Here is a 15,224-nt window from a genome sequence, read left to right as displayed (position 1 = left end):
CCTTTTCATTCCGGGGGTATAAATAAGAAGACAGACAGCTTCTAGGAAGAAGCGCAGGAGGGGAGTCGCAATGGCTGATCGCAGGCAAAGAACACAACCTGAGAAGAAAACAAAGCCTAAGAAAAAAAGAAGAATGTCGGGGAAAACGTGGTTTTTCCTGTTATTTTTCACTGTAGTTATTGCTATCGTGTGCGGTATCATCGGGTATTCGCTCATTATTTTGAACGGGGAGCGAATGCTTAAGGAAAGAGCCGATATGATGGTTATGGGCGAAGCATCCATCGTCTATGATGCGAACGGAGATGAAATTTCACGATTGTCAACAGCAGGAGAAAATCGTGAAATTGCCGAATACGATGAAATTCCAAAGGAAATGATGAATGCCCTTGTGGCGACGGAGGATCAGCGTTTTTACGAGCATTCCGGCATCGACTTTTTCGCCATTGGACGAGCGCTCGTCAAGGACGTTATCGCTCGCAGTGCGGTTGAGGGCGGAAGTACAATTACCCAGCAGCTAGCTAAAAATATGTTTTTATCCTCGGATAAAACGTTGTTCCGGAAAGCGACGGAAGCATCTATTGCCGTTGCCTTGGAAAACAACAAGACGAAGGAAGAAATATTGACGCTTTATTTAAATCGGATTTACTTTGGCAAAGGGGTTTACGGTGTCAAAGGAGCTGCAAAATATTATTTCAACAGCGAGCTGAAGGACTTGAAGCTATGGCAAATGGCTACACTTGCCGGAATGCCAAAAGCGCCAAGCCGCTACAATCCGGTTAATGATCCAGAAGGCTCCAAGGTGCGCCGCGGAGTTGTGCTTCAGTTGATGTATGATCAGGGCTACATTACGAAGGACGAAATGGATGAGGCGAAGGCAGTTGATTATGTGACGCCTCCTTCAGTAGAACAAAGCAAGGATGAGCCTTACAAAGCGTTTGTTGACTATGCAGTAGAAGAAGCATTGAGAGTGATGCCGGATATGACCGAAACGGATCTGCGCATCGGCGGTTATCGGATCTATACGACGCTCAATCCAACAGCGCAAACAGTTGTTGAAAAAGAATTTGCCGACGATTCCAATTTTGAGGAAAGCGTTGACGACAAGAAGGTTCAGGGAGCAATGGTCATTATCGACCATCGGGATGGGGCTATCCAGGCTATTGCTGGCGGCCGTGATTATGAACGCAAAGGCTTGAACCGCGTGGAATTACCGCGGCAGCCGGGATCAGCGTTCAAGCCGATTACATCTTACGGTCCTGCACTGGAAACCGGTCAATATTTTCCATGGACCGTTCTGAAAAATGATAAAACCTGCTTCGGCAATTATTGCCCTAAAGATTCAAGAGGCGCAACGCCGATTACGATGCAGGATGCGGTTAAGCATTCCCGCAACTTGCCTGCCGTATGGACGCTGAATGAAATTGGCGTTAGCAATGGCGTGAAATTTGCGACAAAGCTTGGTTTTAAACTGAGCGACCAGGATCGCAATCTTGCGATTGCGCTTGGCGGATTGACGGAAGGTGTTACACCGCTGCAAATGGCGACAGCTTACAGTGCTTTTGCCAATAACGGCCAAACCGTTGATTCCCATACGATTAGAGAAATTACGACGAGCAGCAATACGGCTGTCTATACGTACAAAGCGCCGTCAGCTGAGCAAGTTATGAATCCGGATAGCGCTTGGTATATGACGGAAATGCTGCAGACGGTTGTCCAATCTGGAGGTACAGGAACAGGTGCGGCCATAGATCGCCCCGTCGCCGGCAAGACGGGTACGACTCAGCATGGTATTCCAGGCTTTAACTCCAGCGCAAACCGTGACGCTTGGTTTGTAGGCTACACGCCGGAGTGGACTGCCGCTGTATGGATGGGGTACGATCGAACGGATGAGCAGCACGTGCTCAAGAAGAGCAGTGCCCAGTCGGCTGCCATGTTCTCCAAGGTAATGAAGCAGGCGATGGCAGACATACCGAAGTCCAGCTTTAAGAAGCCAGAGGGCGTGAAAGAGCCGGTTAAAGATGTAGGTGCCGTAACGAACTTTAATGCGGTGTTTGTTCCAGAGCAAATGAAAGTTGCTCTGTCCTGGCAAGGTGCAGCAAGCAGCAGCATTTCGTATAAGGTTTATCGCAAAGCGATGGATCAGGCGGATTTCAGCTTGTTTGTTGATTCTGCTGGAACATCGGTTGATGATATGTCGGTTGCACCAGGCATGACGTATGACTATTATGTTGTTGCGATAGATGCCGAGAATAATCTGACCAGCAAGCAATCCGAGACGATAACCGTACAAATTCCAGAAACGGTTATTGATGTTCCAGACGTTCCGATGGATTCCATAGATCCAGATGAAGGTGGTATTGAATTGCCTTCCTTCAGTCCTGACAGCGGCATGACGCCAACCCCGACGCCTGGCACACAGACGCCGCCGGTTGAAACCATTGACCCAGGGACAGTAAGTCCCGAGCCAACGGATAACCTTGCTAGCCCTCCGGTAGAGGAAGGGTTGCAAAATGGCGGCAATGCAGGTGGCGAGGACCATCCGGCGAACGCGACGCCGGATCCCGCCCAAGGGGATGGAACGACTAACGAAGCCGGGTAGCAAGCGGCAATACGTAAGGAGCTGGTTACAGGAATGAGCAGGAAACAGGGGACGGTATGCAGCGCTTTTCTAATGGCACTCCTCATCATGACTTTGCTTGCCGGCTGTGGAGCGAAAGGGAGCTTGACCAGTCAAGGAACAGCGGGGGAAGCAGGCAATGCCGAGAAGGTGATGCGCTGGGAGCGCATGCCGGAGATGGAGCTGGATCTCAATAAATCGTATACCGCCGTATTTACAACGAATAAAGGGAATTTTACTGTGAAGCTTTACGCTAATGAAGCGCCTATAACGGTAAATAACTTTGTTTTTCTAGCGCGTCATGGATTCTATGACGGTTTGACGTTTCATCGCATTATTGAATCATTTATGATTCAGGGCGGTGATCCGCAAGGCAATGGCGTTGGGACACCGGGCTATTCGATTCCCGACGAGCTGGACACAGAAATTAAATATGAGCCTGGTATTGTTGCAATGGCCAATGCTGGCAAGCCGAATACAGGCGGCAGCCAATTTTTCATTTGCACAGGCTCCGGCTCTGAGAATTTGAATCAGAATCCCAACTATTCTATTTTCGGCAAAGTTGTGAGCGGCATGGATACGGTGACTGATATAGCCAAGACGCCTGTTGACAATAATGAGCCGCTTGAAGATATTATTATTCAAAATGTAATCATCGAGGAAAAATAGCTCTGCTCTCGCCGTCCCGTCACCGGGGCGGCGATTTTGCAATTTGGGAAAAGCAGAGCTTGGTTTATTTTTCAAGTCGGGTGGAGATGCGCGGCTGGTTATGGTAAGCTTTTTACAAAGCTATCCTTTACCATCGAAAGCCGTTGCTTCAAGGCTTATCTCAACGGAAAGGTACGTTCCGTATGAAACGAAAATTTTCTGACCGTGCGAACTGGCGTCGCATTTTGCGCAAGAGCTACTCTTGCATCACGCTGGACAATGATGAGTTCCGTGGCTTGGTAACCTTTTACCGCATTCACGAATTGCGTGAGCCGCTTTGGAAAGAGTATAACGGACATCGGCTGTGTCTGGCCGATCGCGGCTATTTGTGGATGCAGCATTTTCCTCGTGGCGAGCATTTCGTTGTGACGACGATGTTTGATGACAAGGGTCGCGTTGTACAGTGGTACATTGACATTTGCAAGACTCAGGGATTAACAGATCAACAGGTTCCCTGGTTCGATGATCTGTTTCTTGATGTGGTCGTGCTGCCAAGCGGAGAAGTATATCTGCTCGATGAGGATGAGCTTGAGGATGCGCTGCGTCAGGGCGATGTTACTGGTAAGGAGGCTGCTATGGCGCGCAAGACAGCCGGCAGACTGCTTTCCAATATTCGCAATGGGCGTTTCCGTTATTTTACGCTAAGCTTGAAGCATCGCAAAAGCTTGGCGGAGAAAACAGGGGAGTTAAGCGAGTCATGAAGCAAATGCTAAGGACAGGGAGCAGCCGGCGCAAGCGGCGGACGAATAAGCGTCCGGGGCTGCTCTTGTTTCGTATGCTGGCATGGTGCACGGTTGCTGGAGTTTTCTGGTGTGGTTATGTGTTATGGGTCATTAACAGTTATGATGCTGCTAAAGAGACCAAGAAAGCAGAGGTCGGTATTGTACTCGGCGCTGCGCTTTGGGACAATGTGCCGAGTCCAGCGCTTAAAGAACGTCTGAACTTTGCTTATAAGCTATATGAGCAAGGCAAGGTGGACAAGCTTATTATGAGCGGGGGTCTTGATGCAGGAGGCGCGGTCGTCACAGAAGCGGCGGGAATGAAGACGTATTTGGTTGATAAAGGCATTCCAGTGGACAAGCTGCTGCTGGAGGATCAATCGACAAGCACTTATGAGAATTTGCTGTTTAGCAAAATCATTATGGAGCGCGAAGGTTTTGCGAGCGCTTTAATAATTACCCATCAATTTCATGCGCCTAGAGCATTTGAAATTGCGCGATTTTTGAACTACACATCGGTTGAGGCTGCTGGCACGCCTTCACAGGTGTTGAAGCCGTGGAATGCTGAGGGGCGTGAGGTTTTGGCATACACGAAATGGAAGCTTGATGCCCTCATGCTCTGGCTAGGCTGACCCTATGACAGCTATAGTTAAAAAATCTGTTAATAGGACCGTTTATGCCTGAATACACTTGTAAAGCGGAACGATGCCCAAGCAGCGAGGCTGCTGCAAGGGAGCGGTTTCTGCTTGAATATAGGAAAGGCTGTGATTTTCCAATCCTTTCTCTATATTTCTCGGACTGAAACGCGCCGCGCCGTCAAATGACGGCGACAGCCGTTTCACCTTGAATGCAGCGCCTGTGCATTTGCGCTCATTCCTAATGACAAGTGTGAAGGATAGGTGATGCGTCAGATGAGCGGACATGTCAAATCGAGCACTAGTAGCGGAGCCAGGCCTTCAAGGCAAATTAACGTTATTCTCAGAAGCCATGAGACGTATGCTGTTGCAGCCTCTCCACCCCTGACTGAAAGCGAGCCCCTGCCTGCGGTGAAGCCTTTGCCTGCGAGCGACCAATTTGCTGAAATACAGAAAGATCTTGAGCCAATGGTCGGGATGGAAAATGTAAAGACGCTGATTTATGAAATTTATGCCCTTCTCTATATAAGCCGCATGAGGACGGAAGCAGGTCTTTTTGGCGGCTCGCATGTGTATCATATGATTTTCAAAGGCAATCCCGGCACTGGGAAAACGACGATTGCACGAATCGTCGCTAAGCTGTTCCAGAAAATGGGGGTTTTGTCGAAAGGTCATCTGATTGAGGTAGAGCGTGCAGATCTTGTAGGTGAATATATTGGTCACACGGCGCAGAAAACGCGTGATTTAGTTCGCAAGGCTATGGGCGGCGTATTGTTTGTCGATGAGGCTTACAGCCTTGCCAGAGGCGGAGAAAAGGATTTCGGCAAGGAAGCGATTGATACGCTAGTGAAGTGCATGGAGGATCGGCGTAATGATTTTGTGCTCATTCTAGCCGGTTATCCGGCCGAGATTGATCATTTTTTATTGACGAATCCCGGTTTGCCTTCGCGTTTCCCGATTCAGATTGATTTTCCTGACTATTCGGTGGATCAATTAATTCAAATTTCCGAGCTAATGTCCAAGGACCGTGATTATCATTTGGCGCAGCAGTCCATATTTAAGTTAAGGCAGCATTTAATGGCGGAGAAGCAAAATGACATTTTTTCCTTCAGCAATGCAAGATACGTTAGAAATCTATTGGAAAAGGCGATTCGTCATCAGGCGGTGCGGCTGCTGAATCATTATGCAAGCGGTGTACCGCCAAAGCAGGAGCTGATGACCATCAGGCCAGAGGACTTCAAATGGGAGCCGAAAGCTTGATGGAAGACGCAAAGAACGATTGAGAGGGTAAACATATGCGAGAAAAGACGCACGATACACAGACAGACATTCAGGATCGCGCTATACTGGTCACCTTGGTCACACAACAAATAAAGCGCGGCTCCAGCGATCCGGAGCATTCGCTAGAGGAACTGGTTAAGCTTGCCGAAACGGCAGGCGTTGAAGTGCTCACAACCTTGACGCAAAACCGTGAAAAGCCTGATACAAAATGGTTTATCGGCAAAGGCAAAGCGGAGGAGCTTCGTCTCGTTGCCGACGAAATGGGTGCGACAACCGCTATTTTTGATCAAGAGCTTTCCGGGGCGCAGGTGCGTAATCTCGAAGAAATGCTGGATGTGAAAATTGTAGACCGTACGCAGCTTATTTTGGATATTTTCGCCCAGCGTGCAGGCACGCGCGAGGGCAACATACAAGTTGAGCTGGCTCAGCTCAGTTACTTGCTGCCTCGTTTGTCGGGACATGGCAAAAACCTGTCTCGTCTCGGAGGCGGCATTGGTACGCGCGGTCCCGGCGAGTCCAAGCTGGAGACAGATCGGCGCCACATTCGAGGGCGCATCTCTGATCTTAAAGCTCAATTGGACGAAGTGGTTCGCCATCGGCATTTGTACCGGGAGCGCAGAAAGAAATCCGGCATCATTCAAGTGGCGCTGGTCGGCTATACGAATGCAGGTAAGTCGACGCTGCTCCGTCAGCTGACGGCCGCTGACGTATATGTGGAGAATCAGCTGTTCGCCACACTAGACCCCACCTCACGCACGCTTGAGCTGCCTAACGGACGAGAAGTGATTTTGACCGATACGGTTGGCTTTATTCAAAATCTCCCGCATGATCTCGTTGCTGCTTTCCGCGCGACACTTGAGGAAGTGAACGAGGCGGACTTAGTGCTGCATGTTGTAGACAGCAGCTCGCCGATGCGTGATGAGCAAATGGCCGTTGTAGATCGCATACTGAACGAACTCGGAGCGGCAGGCAAGCCTACGCTGACGGTTTATAATAAAATTGATCTTTGCTCGCCTGAGGAAGCTTACACGCTTCGTTCGGGTGGAGATTCTCTGATCATTAACGCATACAAGGAAGCTGACTTGAAGCAGCTTTGCGATACGATTCAGGAAAAGCTAATGGGGGATACCGTTGTGTTTGCGCTGCCAGCCGCCAGAGGCGATTTAATTGCGCTTGCGTATCGTACGGGAGAAGTCATTGAGCAGGAAGTGGATGGCGAAGAGGGAGAATTGCTTCGTTTGACGATTCAGTTGAGTAAGCAGGATTATGAAGTGAATGGGCACCGTTTGCATCCTTATATCGTCTAAGGATGCTTGGGAGCCGATCGACAAAAGGGAGAGACTACAGCAGCAATGAATGGAAATAGCGGCGTTGAAAATGGACTGAACGGGAATGAAGAAGCTTTGGTATGGCAACGGCTTGAGGAGCTTGCTGAGGAAGCGGAGGAGCTGGCAGGCGATCGAATGAGGGCGGTTGACCGCATTGCAGAACGAAATCAATGGAAGGTCATTGAGGCTTTTCAAAAGCATCGAGTAAGCGATTATCATTTTAGCGGTTCTACTGGCTATGGCTATAATGATCGTGGGCGTGAAGTGCTTGACTTAGTGTATGCCGATATTTTTGGTGCAGAGGCGGCGCTCGTTCGTCCTCATTTTGTGTCGGGAACACATACGATCAGCTGCGCCTTATTTGGGGTATTAAGACCAGGAGACGAGCTTTTGTATGTGACGGGCACGCCCTATGATACGCTGCATAAAGTTATCGGCAAGCCTGGCGATGGAAAGGGCTCCTTGCAGGATTTTGGCATCCAATACAATGAGGTGGCTTTGCTGGAGGACGGCGAACTTGACTGGGTGGGAATTGAAGCAGCCATTACCGCGCAAACTAAAGTAATTGGCATTCAGCGCTCTCGCGGCTACAGCTGGCGCGCTTCTTTTACTGTGCAGCAAATTGGTGAAATAACGAGCCGCGTCAAGCAGATCAAGCCCGATGTGCTGGTATTTGTGGACAATTGCTATGGTGAATTTACCGAGCTTTTGGAGCCGACCCAGGTTGGTGTTGATATAATGGCAGGCTCGTTAATCAAAAATCCTGGAGGCGGTCTTGCCTCGACTGGCGGTTACATCGCCGGTACAGCTGCAGCAGTCGAGGCAGCGGCTTACCGTTTGACTGCTCCAGGCATAGGTGGCGAGGTAGGCGCCATGCTGGGGACGCTTCGTTCAATTTACCAAGGGCTGTTTCTGGCCCCTCACTTAGTTGGACAAGCAGTTAAAGGCAGCGTGCTCGCTTCTGCATTATTCACGCAGCTTGGATTTGATACGCAGCCTCACTGGGATACGCCGCGCACGGATTTAATTCAAGCTGTCAAATTTGGCAGCGCGGAGCATCTAATTGCTTTTGTACAGGGGATTCAGCAGGCAGCGGCAGTTGACTCCCATGTAACACCAGAGCCATGGGACATGCCCGGTTATGAACATCCTGTCATAATGGCGGCAGGAACGTTTATTCAAGGCGGAAGCCTTGAGTTATCTGCCGATGCACCTATTCGCGAGCCTTATATCGCTTACATGCAGGGTGGGCTTACGTTTGCCCATGCTAAATACGGTATTTTGACGGCATTGCAGCGTCTCGTCGTTGCAGGATTAATTGTAATTAAACCTCACACAACTTGACACTTCCTTGGTAGGGCGTTAAAATAGATGTAAATGAGCGACTGGAAGGTTGATGTGATATGGCTGACGAGATACGTAGAAATATGGCCTTATTTCCAATAGGCATTGTAATGAAGCTAACTGATTTAACAGCTCGCCAAATCCGCTACTACGAGCAGCATGAGCTGATTGTACCGGCGAGGACGGCTGGGAACCAACGGCTTTTTTCGTTTAATGATGTAGAGCGGCTGCTGGAAATTAAATCGTTGATTGAGAAGGGTGTTAATATTGCCGGGATCAAGCAGGTTATGAATCCGGTTTCCAAAGAATCCGATGATGCGACTATTGTTAGTGAGCAATCGGAGGTTACGCGCAAGGAGCTGTCTGATGCCCAGCTTCATCGCATGCTCAAGCAGCAGTTATTGGAGAAACGGCCGGGTCAGGCCTCTCTTATACAGGGTCAGCTATCGCGTTTCTTGCACAAGCGCTAAGATGCAATCGTACGATTATAATCAAGCAAACAAGGGAGATGACTTTTAGTGAGCTATACTAAAGAGGATATCAAGAGAATTGCAGAGGAACAAAACGTAAGATTCATCCGCCTTCAATTTACAGATTTGCTGGGAACGATTAAAAACGTTGAAATTCCAATGAGTCAGTTGGATAAAGCGCTTGATAATAAAATGATGTTTGACGGTTCTTCCATCGAAGGTTATGTGCGTATTGAAGAATCAGATATGTACCTTTACCCTGATTTAGATACATGGGTTGTATTCCCATGGGTTGCTCAAGACCGCGTAGCCCGTCTGATCTGTGATATTTATATGCCTGACGGCACACCGTTCGCAGGGGACCCGCGTGGTATTCTGAAACGTGCGTTGAAGGAAGCGGAGGAAATGGGTTATACGGCGATGAATGTCGGACCAGAACCGGAATTTTTCCTATTCAAAACCGATGAGCGTGGCGAGCCTACAATGGAGCTGAATGACCAAGGCGGATATTTTGACCTTGCGCCAATGGATCTGGGTGAAAACTGTCGCCGCGAAATCGTGCTGACGCTTGAAGAAATGGGCTTTGAAATCGAAGCATCTCACCACGAGGTTGCTCCAGGCCAGCATGAAATTGATTTTAAATATGCAGATGCGATTAAAGCCGCTGACCAAATTCAAACGTTCAAGCTCGTTGTTAAAACGATTGCGAGAGAGCATGGCTTGCACGCTACATTTATGCCGAAGCCGCTGTTCGGTGTAAACGGATCGGGCATGCACTGTCACCAATCGCTGTTTCAAGGCAGCACCAACGTATTTTATGATGAGAGCGATAAGCTAGGTCTTAGCGCAACCGCTCGTTATTATATGGCAGGTATTTTGGAGCACGCTCGCGCAATGGCTGCTATTACGAATCCGACAATCAACTCGTATAAGCGTCTTGTACCGGGCTATGAAGCACCTTGCTATGTAGCATGGTCTGCAAGCAACCGTTCGCCAATGATTCGTATTCCAGCTTCAAGAGGACTGAGCACGCGCGTTGAAGTGCGTAACCCAGACCCAGCAGCTAACCCATATTTGGCACTTGCCGTTATGCTGAAAGCTGGTCTGGATGGCATCAAGAACAAAACGACTCTTCCAGCTCCAACAGACCGCAACATCTACATTATGACTGAGGAAGAGCGCATTGAGTCCGGTGTGCCAAGCTTGCCGGTTGATCTTAAGGAGGCGCTCGATGAGCTGCTTCGCAGCGATGTTGTATGCAGCGCGCTCGGCGAGCACGCTCTGGCTCACTTCTACGAGCTGAAAGAAATTGAGTGGGATATGTATAAAACGCAAGTTCACCAGTGGGAAAGAGATCAATATTTGACGTTGTACTAAAGGTAAAATCCCTTGGCGCTGTAAGCGCTGAGGGATTTTTTCTTTTTGTGGGCTTTTTATATAATTCTAGTTGTTGAATTAGTCTGCCAACTAGATTAGTAGGGGCTCATATTGAAAATAATCATTTTGGATTTTACTAAGCTAATTAATAGAAAAATCCGATAGATTTCCTGAATTAAATACTTCTTCTAACGTTTTATTAGCAATTCTAACTTGAATTAAAAGTTCATCTGCTGATTCATATCTAATGGCATTTTCGTAATCCTCTACTTTTGTGAAGTACCATCCTCCTTGGGATATAGAAATTGAGTATTCTTTATCTCTATAAGTAAACATAATTTCATGTCCTGCAGCAATATCTTCTGAAAAATCTATATAAGAATACATGGGTAGTTCCTCCTTAGTCCTTAGTAGGAATTATATTTGTACTTATACTATACCAACCCGATCTAGGTGTTGGTTTCGTCCAATCATAATCATGTCTATGAGGCACTTTTGGATGAATTTATTGTTTTCCGTAATTTGTATGATGTGTATCTAATTTTGCCTTTCCATCAGGGCCGTTTTCTTTGCTCTAATTCCCTTTTTTTTACAATACCCTTTGAACTTAAAATTCCCATTAACTTTTGGAAATCAAACGGCAACATCACCAGTCACAACAACGCCAATCCTATCAATTGTAGGAGTTAACGACCCCATCAGCATTAACTGTCCCTTGTGGAGCAGGCAAAGTCATTCCCGTCGATTCGACAGATGGTGGATAAACTACATTCACAAAAGTACCAGGAGCCATACATAGAAGCAACTGAAGATGTTTTAAGCTTCCTTAAGCCTTATTCAGCAGAGCTAATGAATATGTATCCTGTATCAAGAGATGTAGGAAACGTTAAAAACTCTCATGAATATCTAATAAAAGGATACCTTTAAACTCAATATAATTTGAGTGTGTATTTTCCAATAAAATACTATCTCTTAACATTGATGAGTATGAACAAGAATACAATTAACGTTTCCCGTTAGCTCAAAAATAGCGACAGTCTAGGACTTTATTGTCTCGTCCTATGCTGTCGCTGTTTCAATTTCTAAGGTAACTCTAAAAACTTATTTTATAAATTCCGACTAAGTTACCATAATTTCGGTTCGCGCAGAAGCGCGAGGTAAGTGGTGCTGAGTCTGCTTCTTTAAATGTTTTAATTGTCTGGGAAACGTTGTGGATCGATACTGTTAAGCACCCGCAAGGTGTTTTTGGTTCTATGGTCCTCAGGGTGCTCCAATGCTTGACGGTTATAAATCGCCTGCAGGCGGTTAATTTCATTCTCTCCTGCTATACCGATGTCGAGGATTGTTTTCTGGAACGTCCATTCGTTCATATCTATTGATCCTTGAAGGTGGCCCAATGCCAGTTCAAGGCCAGTAAGGAGTAGTGGTATTGAAATCTCTCCTAACTTTACTAGTTCGTCTTGAACATCATGTGAAGATCGTGATAGGCTTTGTAGTTGTACAACTGCTTCGCTTTCGCGGCCTTGCTCAAAATCAGCAAGTGCTTGGTACCAAAACGACGCCTGCTCGATAGGACTAAGCATGTAGACCCTTGCTTTATAAGACTCATAGGCCTTTAACTCTGGAAAGGCTTTGTCCATCTGAGCAGCGGATACGGTCTCTACGAGGAACTTCATCTCGTCCTCATCATGGTCTACTGCGTAGGCAATAAAATCGTCAGTAAGATTAAGATGCTCCAAAGCAGGTGTAAGTTCCTTAACCACTTCGACTAAAACTGCCATGAATCCGGCAACGACTTCATCCGCCTGCTCTTCATCTGTCTCCCACAACGCATCTAAATCCTCTCTGTACTTCATACCCCATTCGTCGAGATTGAGGTTTCTCGGGTCTTCATAGCGAAAATCTCCAACGCTGTATTTGAGACCACATAAGCCGTACAATTTATCATTGGAGTAATGTTGATAATATTCAAACGTGCGCGTCAATGCAAACCCTTCTAAGGTGTTCCACTTGAAGTTTACAGTACCGTACGTCGCTTGAGCATCCAGTACAAAGGCGTAAACATCTATATTATGTGGTGTTTTCGCAAAGGTTTGAATCGTTTTTTCGCCATGTTGAATTAACAGTTTTTTCAATGATACAAAATCAAATTGATTAGGCATGCTTTTACCCCTTTAGTATTCATAATACTTCTATTATCGGTATTTAAATTACATTTTGTTTGCATTCCCCTCTATTCATTTAGCGTTCAAATTCTGTCTGGCCAACTATCCCTTATTGAAAAAAGATCGTACCACCTATAGTGGTGAATGTGGCAACTCCGAATGTAATATCTAGGATAATTATAGATTAATGGATTATTGAGTTGATTATATGTTGCCCCCCAAATGCCCCCCCGACTTGTGATTAAGTATGAGCTTATATGACTTGTATAGAACTTTATTATACTGAATTAGCACATAAACGCCTGATATAATCTAGTAAAGGCGTATAGTACCTAAATAAAACGCAAGTTCACCAATGGGAAAGAGATCAATATTTGACTTTGTTCTAAAGGTGGAATAAGGTGGAATTCCTTGGCGCTGTAAGCGTTGAGGGATTTTTTTATGGTAGGCTGAGTTTGTTTTGATTTTCAGGTCGGGTGTTTAAAAGGGTTATTCATTTAGCGTCAAAAATTTTTATTGCCAATATGTACATCATCATGTAATGATGAAATCATCAACTATAATAAAGTTTTTCTTCATAAAAAATACTATCAAAGACGGTGGCGTTCTGAATACTATAACTTTTTTGATGTTAAGCATGTTTGATGCTCTAGCTGTCGTTGTGTTGATGTTTAAAATTTTTAGGCAGAGTTTATGGGATCACAAATATATAATTGCGCTCTTATGCGCTTTAAGCTCATGCTCATCTTATTTATTTAGGGTTGTGCTTGATATATCTCCTGTTCTGGATATGATGGCGCAGATTGTGATTTTCCTTCTATTCAACAGGTTCTTGTTGAAGGTGAAAGTTTTTTATTCATGGATAATGGTCTCGACAGGTTTTGGTGTCTTTGTCGCTTTGCAGTTACCTGTTTACTATGTTGCAACGCTGTTCGGCGTTAATGAAACCGTTGCAGCTGAGTCAGGTGTCCCGGGAATCGAATTTATACAAGTTATAACTAACTCGGTTGCATTGATTATAGGTGCCGTTTTTAAGCTCTTTAACTTTGGTTTTGCGTTCATTGTAATTCCACCGCATGATTTTGACATAAGAGAGAAGTTTTTCAGTGGAACGAATAGGTTAATTATTATTACTTCAATTGGAATTGCTGTCACTATTACTGTTGCATTGTACATAACTCTTTATTTCGATGTAATCATGTTTATATATCCAATGGTGTTGCTAGTCTTAATCGTACTATACTATTTATCGAGTAGAAGGGATCGGGAAGATGATTGAATATTTATCCAGACGAATAGCGCTTTCTATAAAAAAGGCTGATCCGCAGGGCAATGTATCTGTCGATGTAATGGCCTATCAATTAGGATATTGGTTAAATCCAACGGCGATAGTAGTGCTGACTTTAGTTATAGGATGGATGACCGAGGCCTTCATCGAGACCATAATAGGTATGCTTGCTTTTTGCGTTTTTAGGCGTGATATAGGAGGTTTTCATTTTTCATCATTAACCATATGTTTCGCCGTTTCTACATTGCTACTTTCAATAATCCCACATATTGTTTTGAACGATGTAACAGTAATAACATTAACCATAATAAGCGGAATGTTATTAATTGTTTTTCGGAGGGAGAAGGGTATCTCTTTACTGCTTTTAATATCAAACATATATCTTAAATCAGATGTAATTGTGCTTGCTTTTTTTATACATATGATCTTCGTTATTGTTCAACAGATAGGAGGTGAAAAGGGGAATGAAACAGAAACTTGCTCGTAAATTCTCGGAAATTCTATTTAAACAAGCAGAAAAATCAGCAGAAGGAAAAAAGAGAAAGATTTTCCTTGGGATCCAGTCGGTACCGAAGGAATTGAAGTAGCGTGAGATCTATGGACATGTCAACAGAGATTTTAGGTCAGCGGGTATACGGAGATGTTATTGATGGGGAACAATTTGATACTTTCATTTTATCCGAAGTCATGCTGATTGATGTCTTCAAGCCAAAGAAAAACTATGTCGTTCCGCGTTTCTATACAGTAAAAGGAATTTTTACAGTTATATTAACGCTTGATGCCTGCAAGCAAATATTTATCCCTCTTGGATTTAAATCACTGGATAGCAATATTCTTGTTAATATCGACCACATCAATTATGTGAAGGTCGAAAGGTTTGGGAACACGGCTTTTTTTGATGGTGGTGTAACTGCAAATGTAATTGGTCGTAAACTTCATTTGGTGGAGCATTTAATTACAAAGGACTGATGCCTATAGGTTAGTGAAACAGTCCTTTATACAAAAAAAGGTATTATACAGTGCTTTTTTTGTAATGTCAATAAATTTCCATACTAGTATGGAAATGTGAATGACATTCGACAAAAATCGACATAACGATGATTTCTTCTGTGTTATATTGAAAATGTAAAGCAGAGGGAAACGAATATCATTATAGAGACAGAGATATTAAAACAGAAATGATCGTTTTTCAGACAGCGGGGAAAATGCACTTCACAATATTGATGAAAACAGCATGATTGTACATATCCCCGCTGAATTCGATCATAATTTTACAAGAGAATGATTGATAC

General features: G+C 45.3%; 15 protein-coding genes. 13 read left to right on the top strand and 2 right to left on the bottom strand.

All coding sequences use genetic code 11. The features are described 5' to 3' along the window. The first annotated feature begins 70 nt into the window (after positions 1 to 70). The 9 genes from V5J77_RS14395 to glnA all read left to right on the top strand — a co-directional run bounded on the left by V5J77_RS14395 (position 71) and on the right by glnA (position 10,479). Positions 71 to 2,599: a PBP1A family penicillin-binding protein gene (locus V5J77_RS14395; protein WP_338551527.1), complete on the top strand. Its 2,529-nt coding sequence runs from the start codon at positions 71 to 73 to the stop codon at positions 2,597 to 2,599. A gap of 33 nt (positions 2,600 to 2,632) precedes the next feature. Next, entirely contained in the window at positions 2,633 to 3,286 is a 654-nt protein-coding gene (locus tag V5J77_RS14390; protein ID WP_338551526.1) for a peptidylprolyl isomerase, read from the top strand. A 182-nt stretch (positions 3,287 to 3,468) separates the two neighbouring features. Then, complete coding sequence (locus tag V5J77_RS14385) at positions 3,469 to 4,026, top strand: DUF402 domain-containing protein (protein WP_338551525.1); 558 nt, start codon at positions 3,469 to 3,471, stop codon at positions 4,024 to 4,026. After that, positions 4,023 to 4,676 carry a YdcF family protein gene (locus V5J77_RS14380; RefSeq protein WP_338551524.1) on the top strand — a complete coding sequence of 218 codons (654 nt, stop codon included), beginning with the start codon at positions 4,023 to 4,025 and terminating at the stop codon, positions 4,674 to 4,676. Before V5J77_RS14385 ends, V5J77_RS14380 begins: the two co-directional genes overlap by 4 nt. A 279-nt stretch (positions 4,677 to 4,955) precedes the next feature. Then, positions 4,956 to 5,939 carry an AAA family ATPase gene (locus tag V5J77_RS14375; RefSeq protein ID WP_338551523.1) on the top strand — a complete coding sequence of 328 codons (984 nt, stop codon included), beginning with the start codon at positions 4,956 to 4,958 and terminating at the stop codon, positions 5,937 to 5,939. Positions 5,940 to 5,974: 35 nt separating this feature from the next. Continuing rightward, on the top strand, positions 5,975 to 7,267 hold the full coding sequence (hflX, locus tag V5J77_RS14370) for a GTPase HflX (RefSeq protein WP_338551522.1): 1,293 nt from the start codon (positions 5,975 to 5,977) through the stop codon (positions 7,265 to 7,267). Positions 7,268 to 7,423: 156 nt separating this feature from the next. Next, on the top strand, positions 7,424 to 8,632 hold the full coding sequence (locus V5J77_RS14365) for a methionine gamma-lyase family protein (RefSeq protein WP_338556805.1): 1,209 nt from the start codon (positions 7,424 to 7,426) through the stop codon (positions 8,630 to 8,632). A 59-nt stretch (positions 8,633 to 8,691) separates the two neighbouring features. Then, the gene (locus V5J77_RS14360) at positions 8,692 to 9,102 is read left to right on the top strand and encodes a MerR family transcriptional regulator (RefSeq protein WP_046232536.1); all 411 of its coding nucleotides are present in this window, start codon (positions 8,692 to 8,694) and stop codon (positions 9,100 to 9,102) included. 48 nt (positions 9,103 to 9,150) lie between these two features. Continuing rightward, positions 9,151 to 10,479 carry a type I glutamate--ammonia ligase gene (gene glnA / locus V5J77_RS14355; protein WP_338551521.1) on the top strand — a complete coding sequence of 443 codons (1,329 nt, stop codon included), beginning with the start codon at positions 9,151 to 9,153 and terminating at the stop codon, positions 10,477 to 10,479. Positions 10,480 to 10,620: 141 nt separating this feature from the next. Here the strand turns inward: glnA and V5J77_RS14350 are convergent, their stop codons facing one another. Both V5J77_RS14350 and V5J77_RS14345 read right to left on the bottom strand, forming a co-directional pair. Next, positions 10,621 to 10,866: a hypothetical protein gene (locus V5J77_RS14350; RefSeq protein ID WP_338551520.1), complete on the bottom strand. Its 246-nt coding sequence runs from the start codon at positions 10,864 to 10,866 to the stop codon at positions 10,621 to 10,623. 803 nt (positions 10,867 to 11,669) lie between these two features. Then, positions 11,670 to 12,641, bottom strand: coding sequence for a DUF4303 domain-containing protein (locus tag V5J77_RS14345; protein ID WP_338551519.1), 972 nt, complete (start codon positions 12,639 to 12,641; stop codon positions 11,670 to 11,672). Between the two features lie 544 nt (positions 12,642 to 13,185). Here V5J77_RS14345 and V5J77_RS14340 point away from each other — a divergent pair. From V5J77_RS14340 to V5J77_RS14325, 4 genes are read left to right on the top strand one after another with little or no spacing between them, the layout of a single operon-like run. Next, complete coding sequence (locus V5J77_RS14340; RefSeq protein WP_338551518.1) at positions 13,186 to 13,923, top strand: hypothetical protein; 738 nt, start codon at positions 13,186 to 13,188, stop codon at positions 13,921 to 13,923. Further along, entirely contained in the window at positions 13,916 to 14,419 is a 504-nt protein-coding gene (locus V5J77_RS14335) for an accessory gene regulator B family protein (RefSeq protein ID WP_338551517.1), read from the top strand. Before V5J77_RS14340 ends, V5J77_RS14335 begins: the two co-directional genes overlap by 8 nt. Then, positions 14,397 to 14,519, top strand: coding sequence for a hypothetical protein (locus tag V5J77_RS14330; RefSeq protein WP_338551516.1), 123 nt, complete (start codon positions 14,397 to 14,399; stop codon positions 14,517 to 14,519). The genes V5J77_RS14335 and V5J77_RS14330 overlap by 23 nt, the downstream gene beginning before the upstream one ends. 16 nt (positions 14,520 to 14,535) lie before the next feature. Beyond that, complete coding sequence (locus V5J77_RS14325; protein ID WP_338551515.1) at positions 14,536 to 14,901, top strand: dipeptidyl aminopeptidase; 366 nt, start codon at positions 14,536 to 14,538, stop codon at positions 14,899 to 14,901. Positions 14,902 to 15,224: the final 323 nt, after the last annotated feature.

Source organism: Paenibacillus sp. KS-LC4, assembly GCF_036894955.1.
Classification (GTDB): Bacteria; Bacillota; Bacilli; order Paenibacillales; family Paenibacillaceae; genus Pristimantibacillus.
This window is presented reverse-complemented; position numbering and strand designations above follow the sequence as displayed.

What these genes read in the sequence shown, in the direction of transcription:
- V5J77_RS14395 (WP_338551527.1), top strand. Translation starts at nt 71, where the DNA reads ATGGCTGATCGCAGGCAAAGAACACAACCTGAGAAGAAAACAAAGCCT.
- V5J77_RS14390 (WP_338551526.1), top strand. Translation starts at nt 2,633, where the DNA reads ATGAGCAGGAAACAGGGGACGGTATGCAGCGCTTTTCTAATGGCACTC.
- V5J77_RS14385 (WP_338551525.1), top strand. Translation starts at nt 3,469, where the DNA reads ATGAAACGAAAATTTTCTGACCGTGCGAACTGGCGTCGCATTTTGCGC.
- V5J77_RS14380 (WP_338551524.1), top strand. Translation starts at nt 4,023, where the DNA reads ATGAAGCAAATGCTAAGGACAGGGAGCAGCCGGCGCAAGCGGCGGACG.
- V5J77_RS14375 (WP_338551523.1), top strand. Translation starts at nt 4,956, where the DNA reads ATGAGCGGACATGTCAAATCGAGCACTAGTAGCGGAGCCAGGCCTTCA.
- hflX (WP_338551522.1), top strand. Translation starts at nt 5,975, where the DNA reads ATGCGAGAAAAGACGCACGATACACAGACAGACATTCAGGATCGCGCT.
- V5J77_RS14365 (WP_338556805.1), top strand. Translation starts at nt 7,424, where the DNA reads ATGAGGGCGGTTGACCGCATTGCAGAACGAAATCAATGGAAGGTCATT.
- V5J77_RS14360 (WP_046232536.1), top strand. Translation starts at nt 8,692, where the DNA reads ATGGCTGACGAGATACGTAGAAATATGGCCTTATTTCCAATAGGCATT.
- V5J77_RS14350 (WP_338551520.1), bottom strand. Translation starts at nt 10,866, where the DNA reads ATGTATTCTTATATAGATTTTTCAGAAGATATTGCTGCAGGACATGAA.
- V5J77_RS14345 (WP_338551519.1), bottom strand. Translation starts at nt 12,641, where the DNA reads ATGCCTAATCAATTTGATTTTGTATCATTGAAAAAACTGTTAATTCAA.
- V5J77_RS14340 (WP_338551518.1), top strand. Translation starts at nt 13,186, where the DNA reads ATGATGAAATCATCAACTATAATAAAGTTTTTCTTCATAAAAAATACT.
- V5J77_RS14335 (WP_338551517.1), top strand. Translation starts at nt 13,916, where the DNA reads ATGATTGAATATTTATCCAGACGAATAGCGCTTTCTATAAAAAAGGCT.
- V5J77_RS14330 (WP_338551516.1), top strand. Translation starts at nt 14,397, where the DNA reads ATGAAACAGAAACTTGCTCGTAAATTCTCGGAAATTCTATTTAAACAA.
- V5J77_RS14325 (WP_338551515.1), top strand. Translation starts at nt 14,536, where the DNA reads ATGTCAACAGAGATTTTAGGTCAGCGGGTATACGGAGATGTTATTGAT.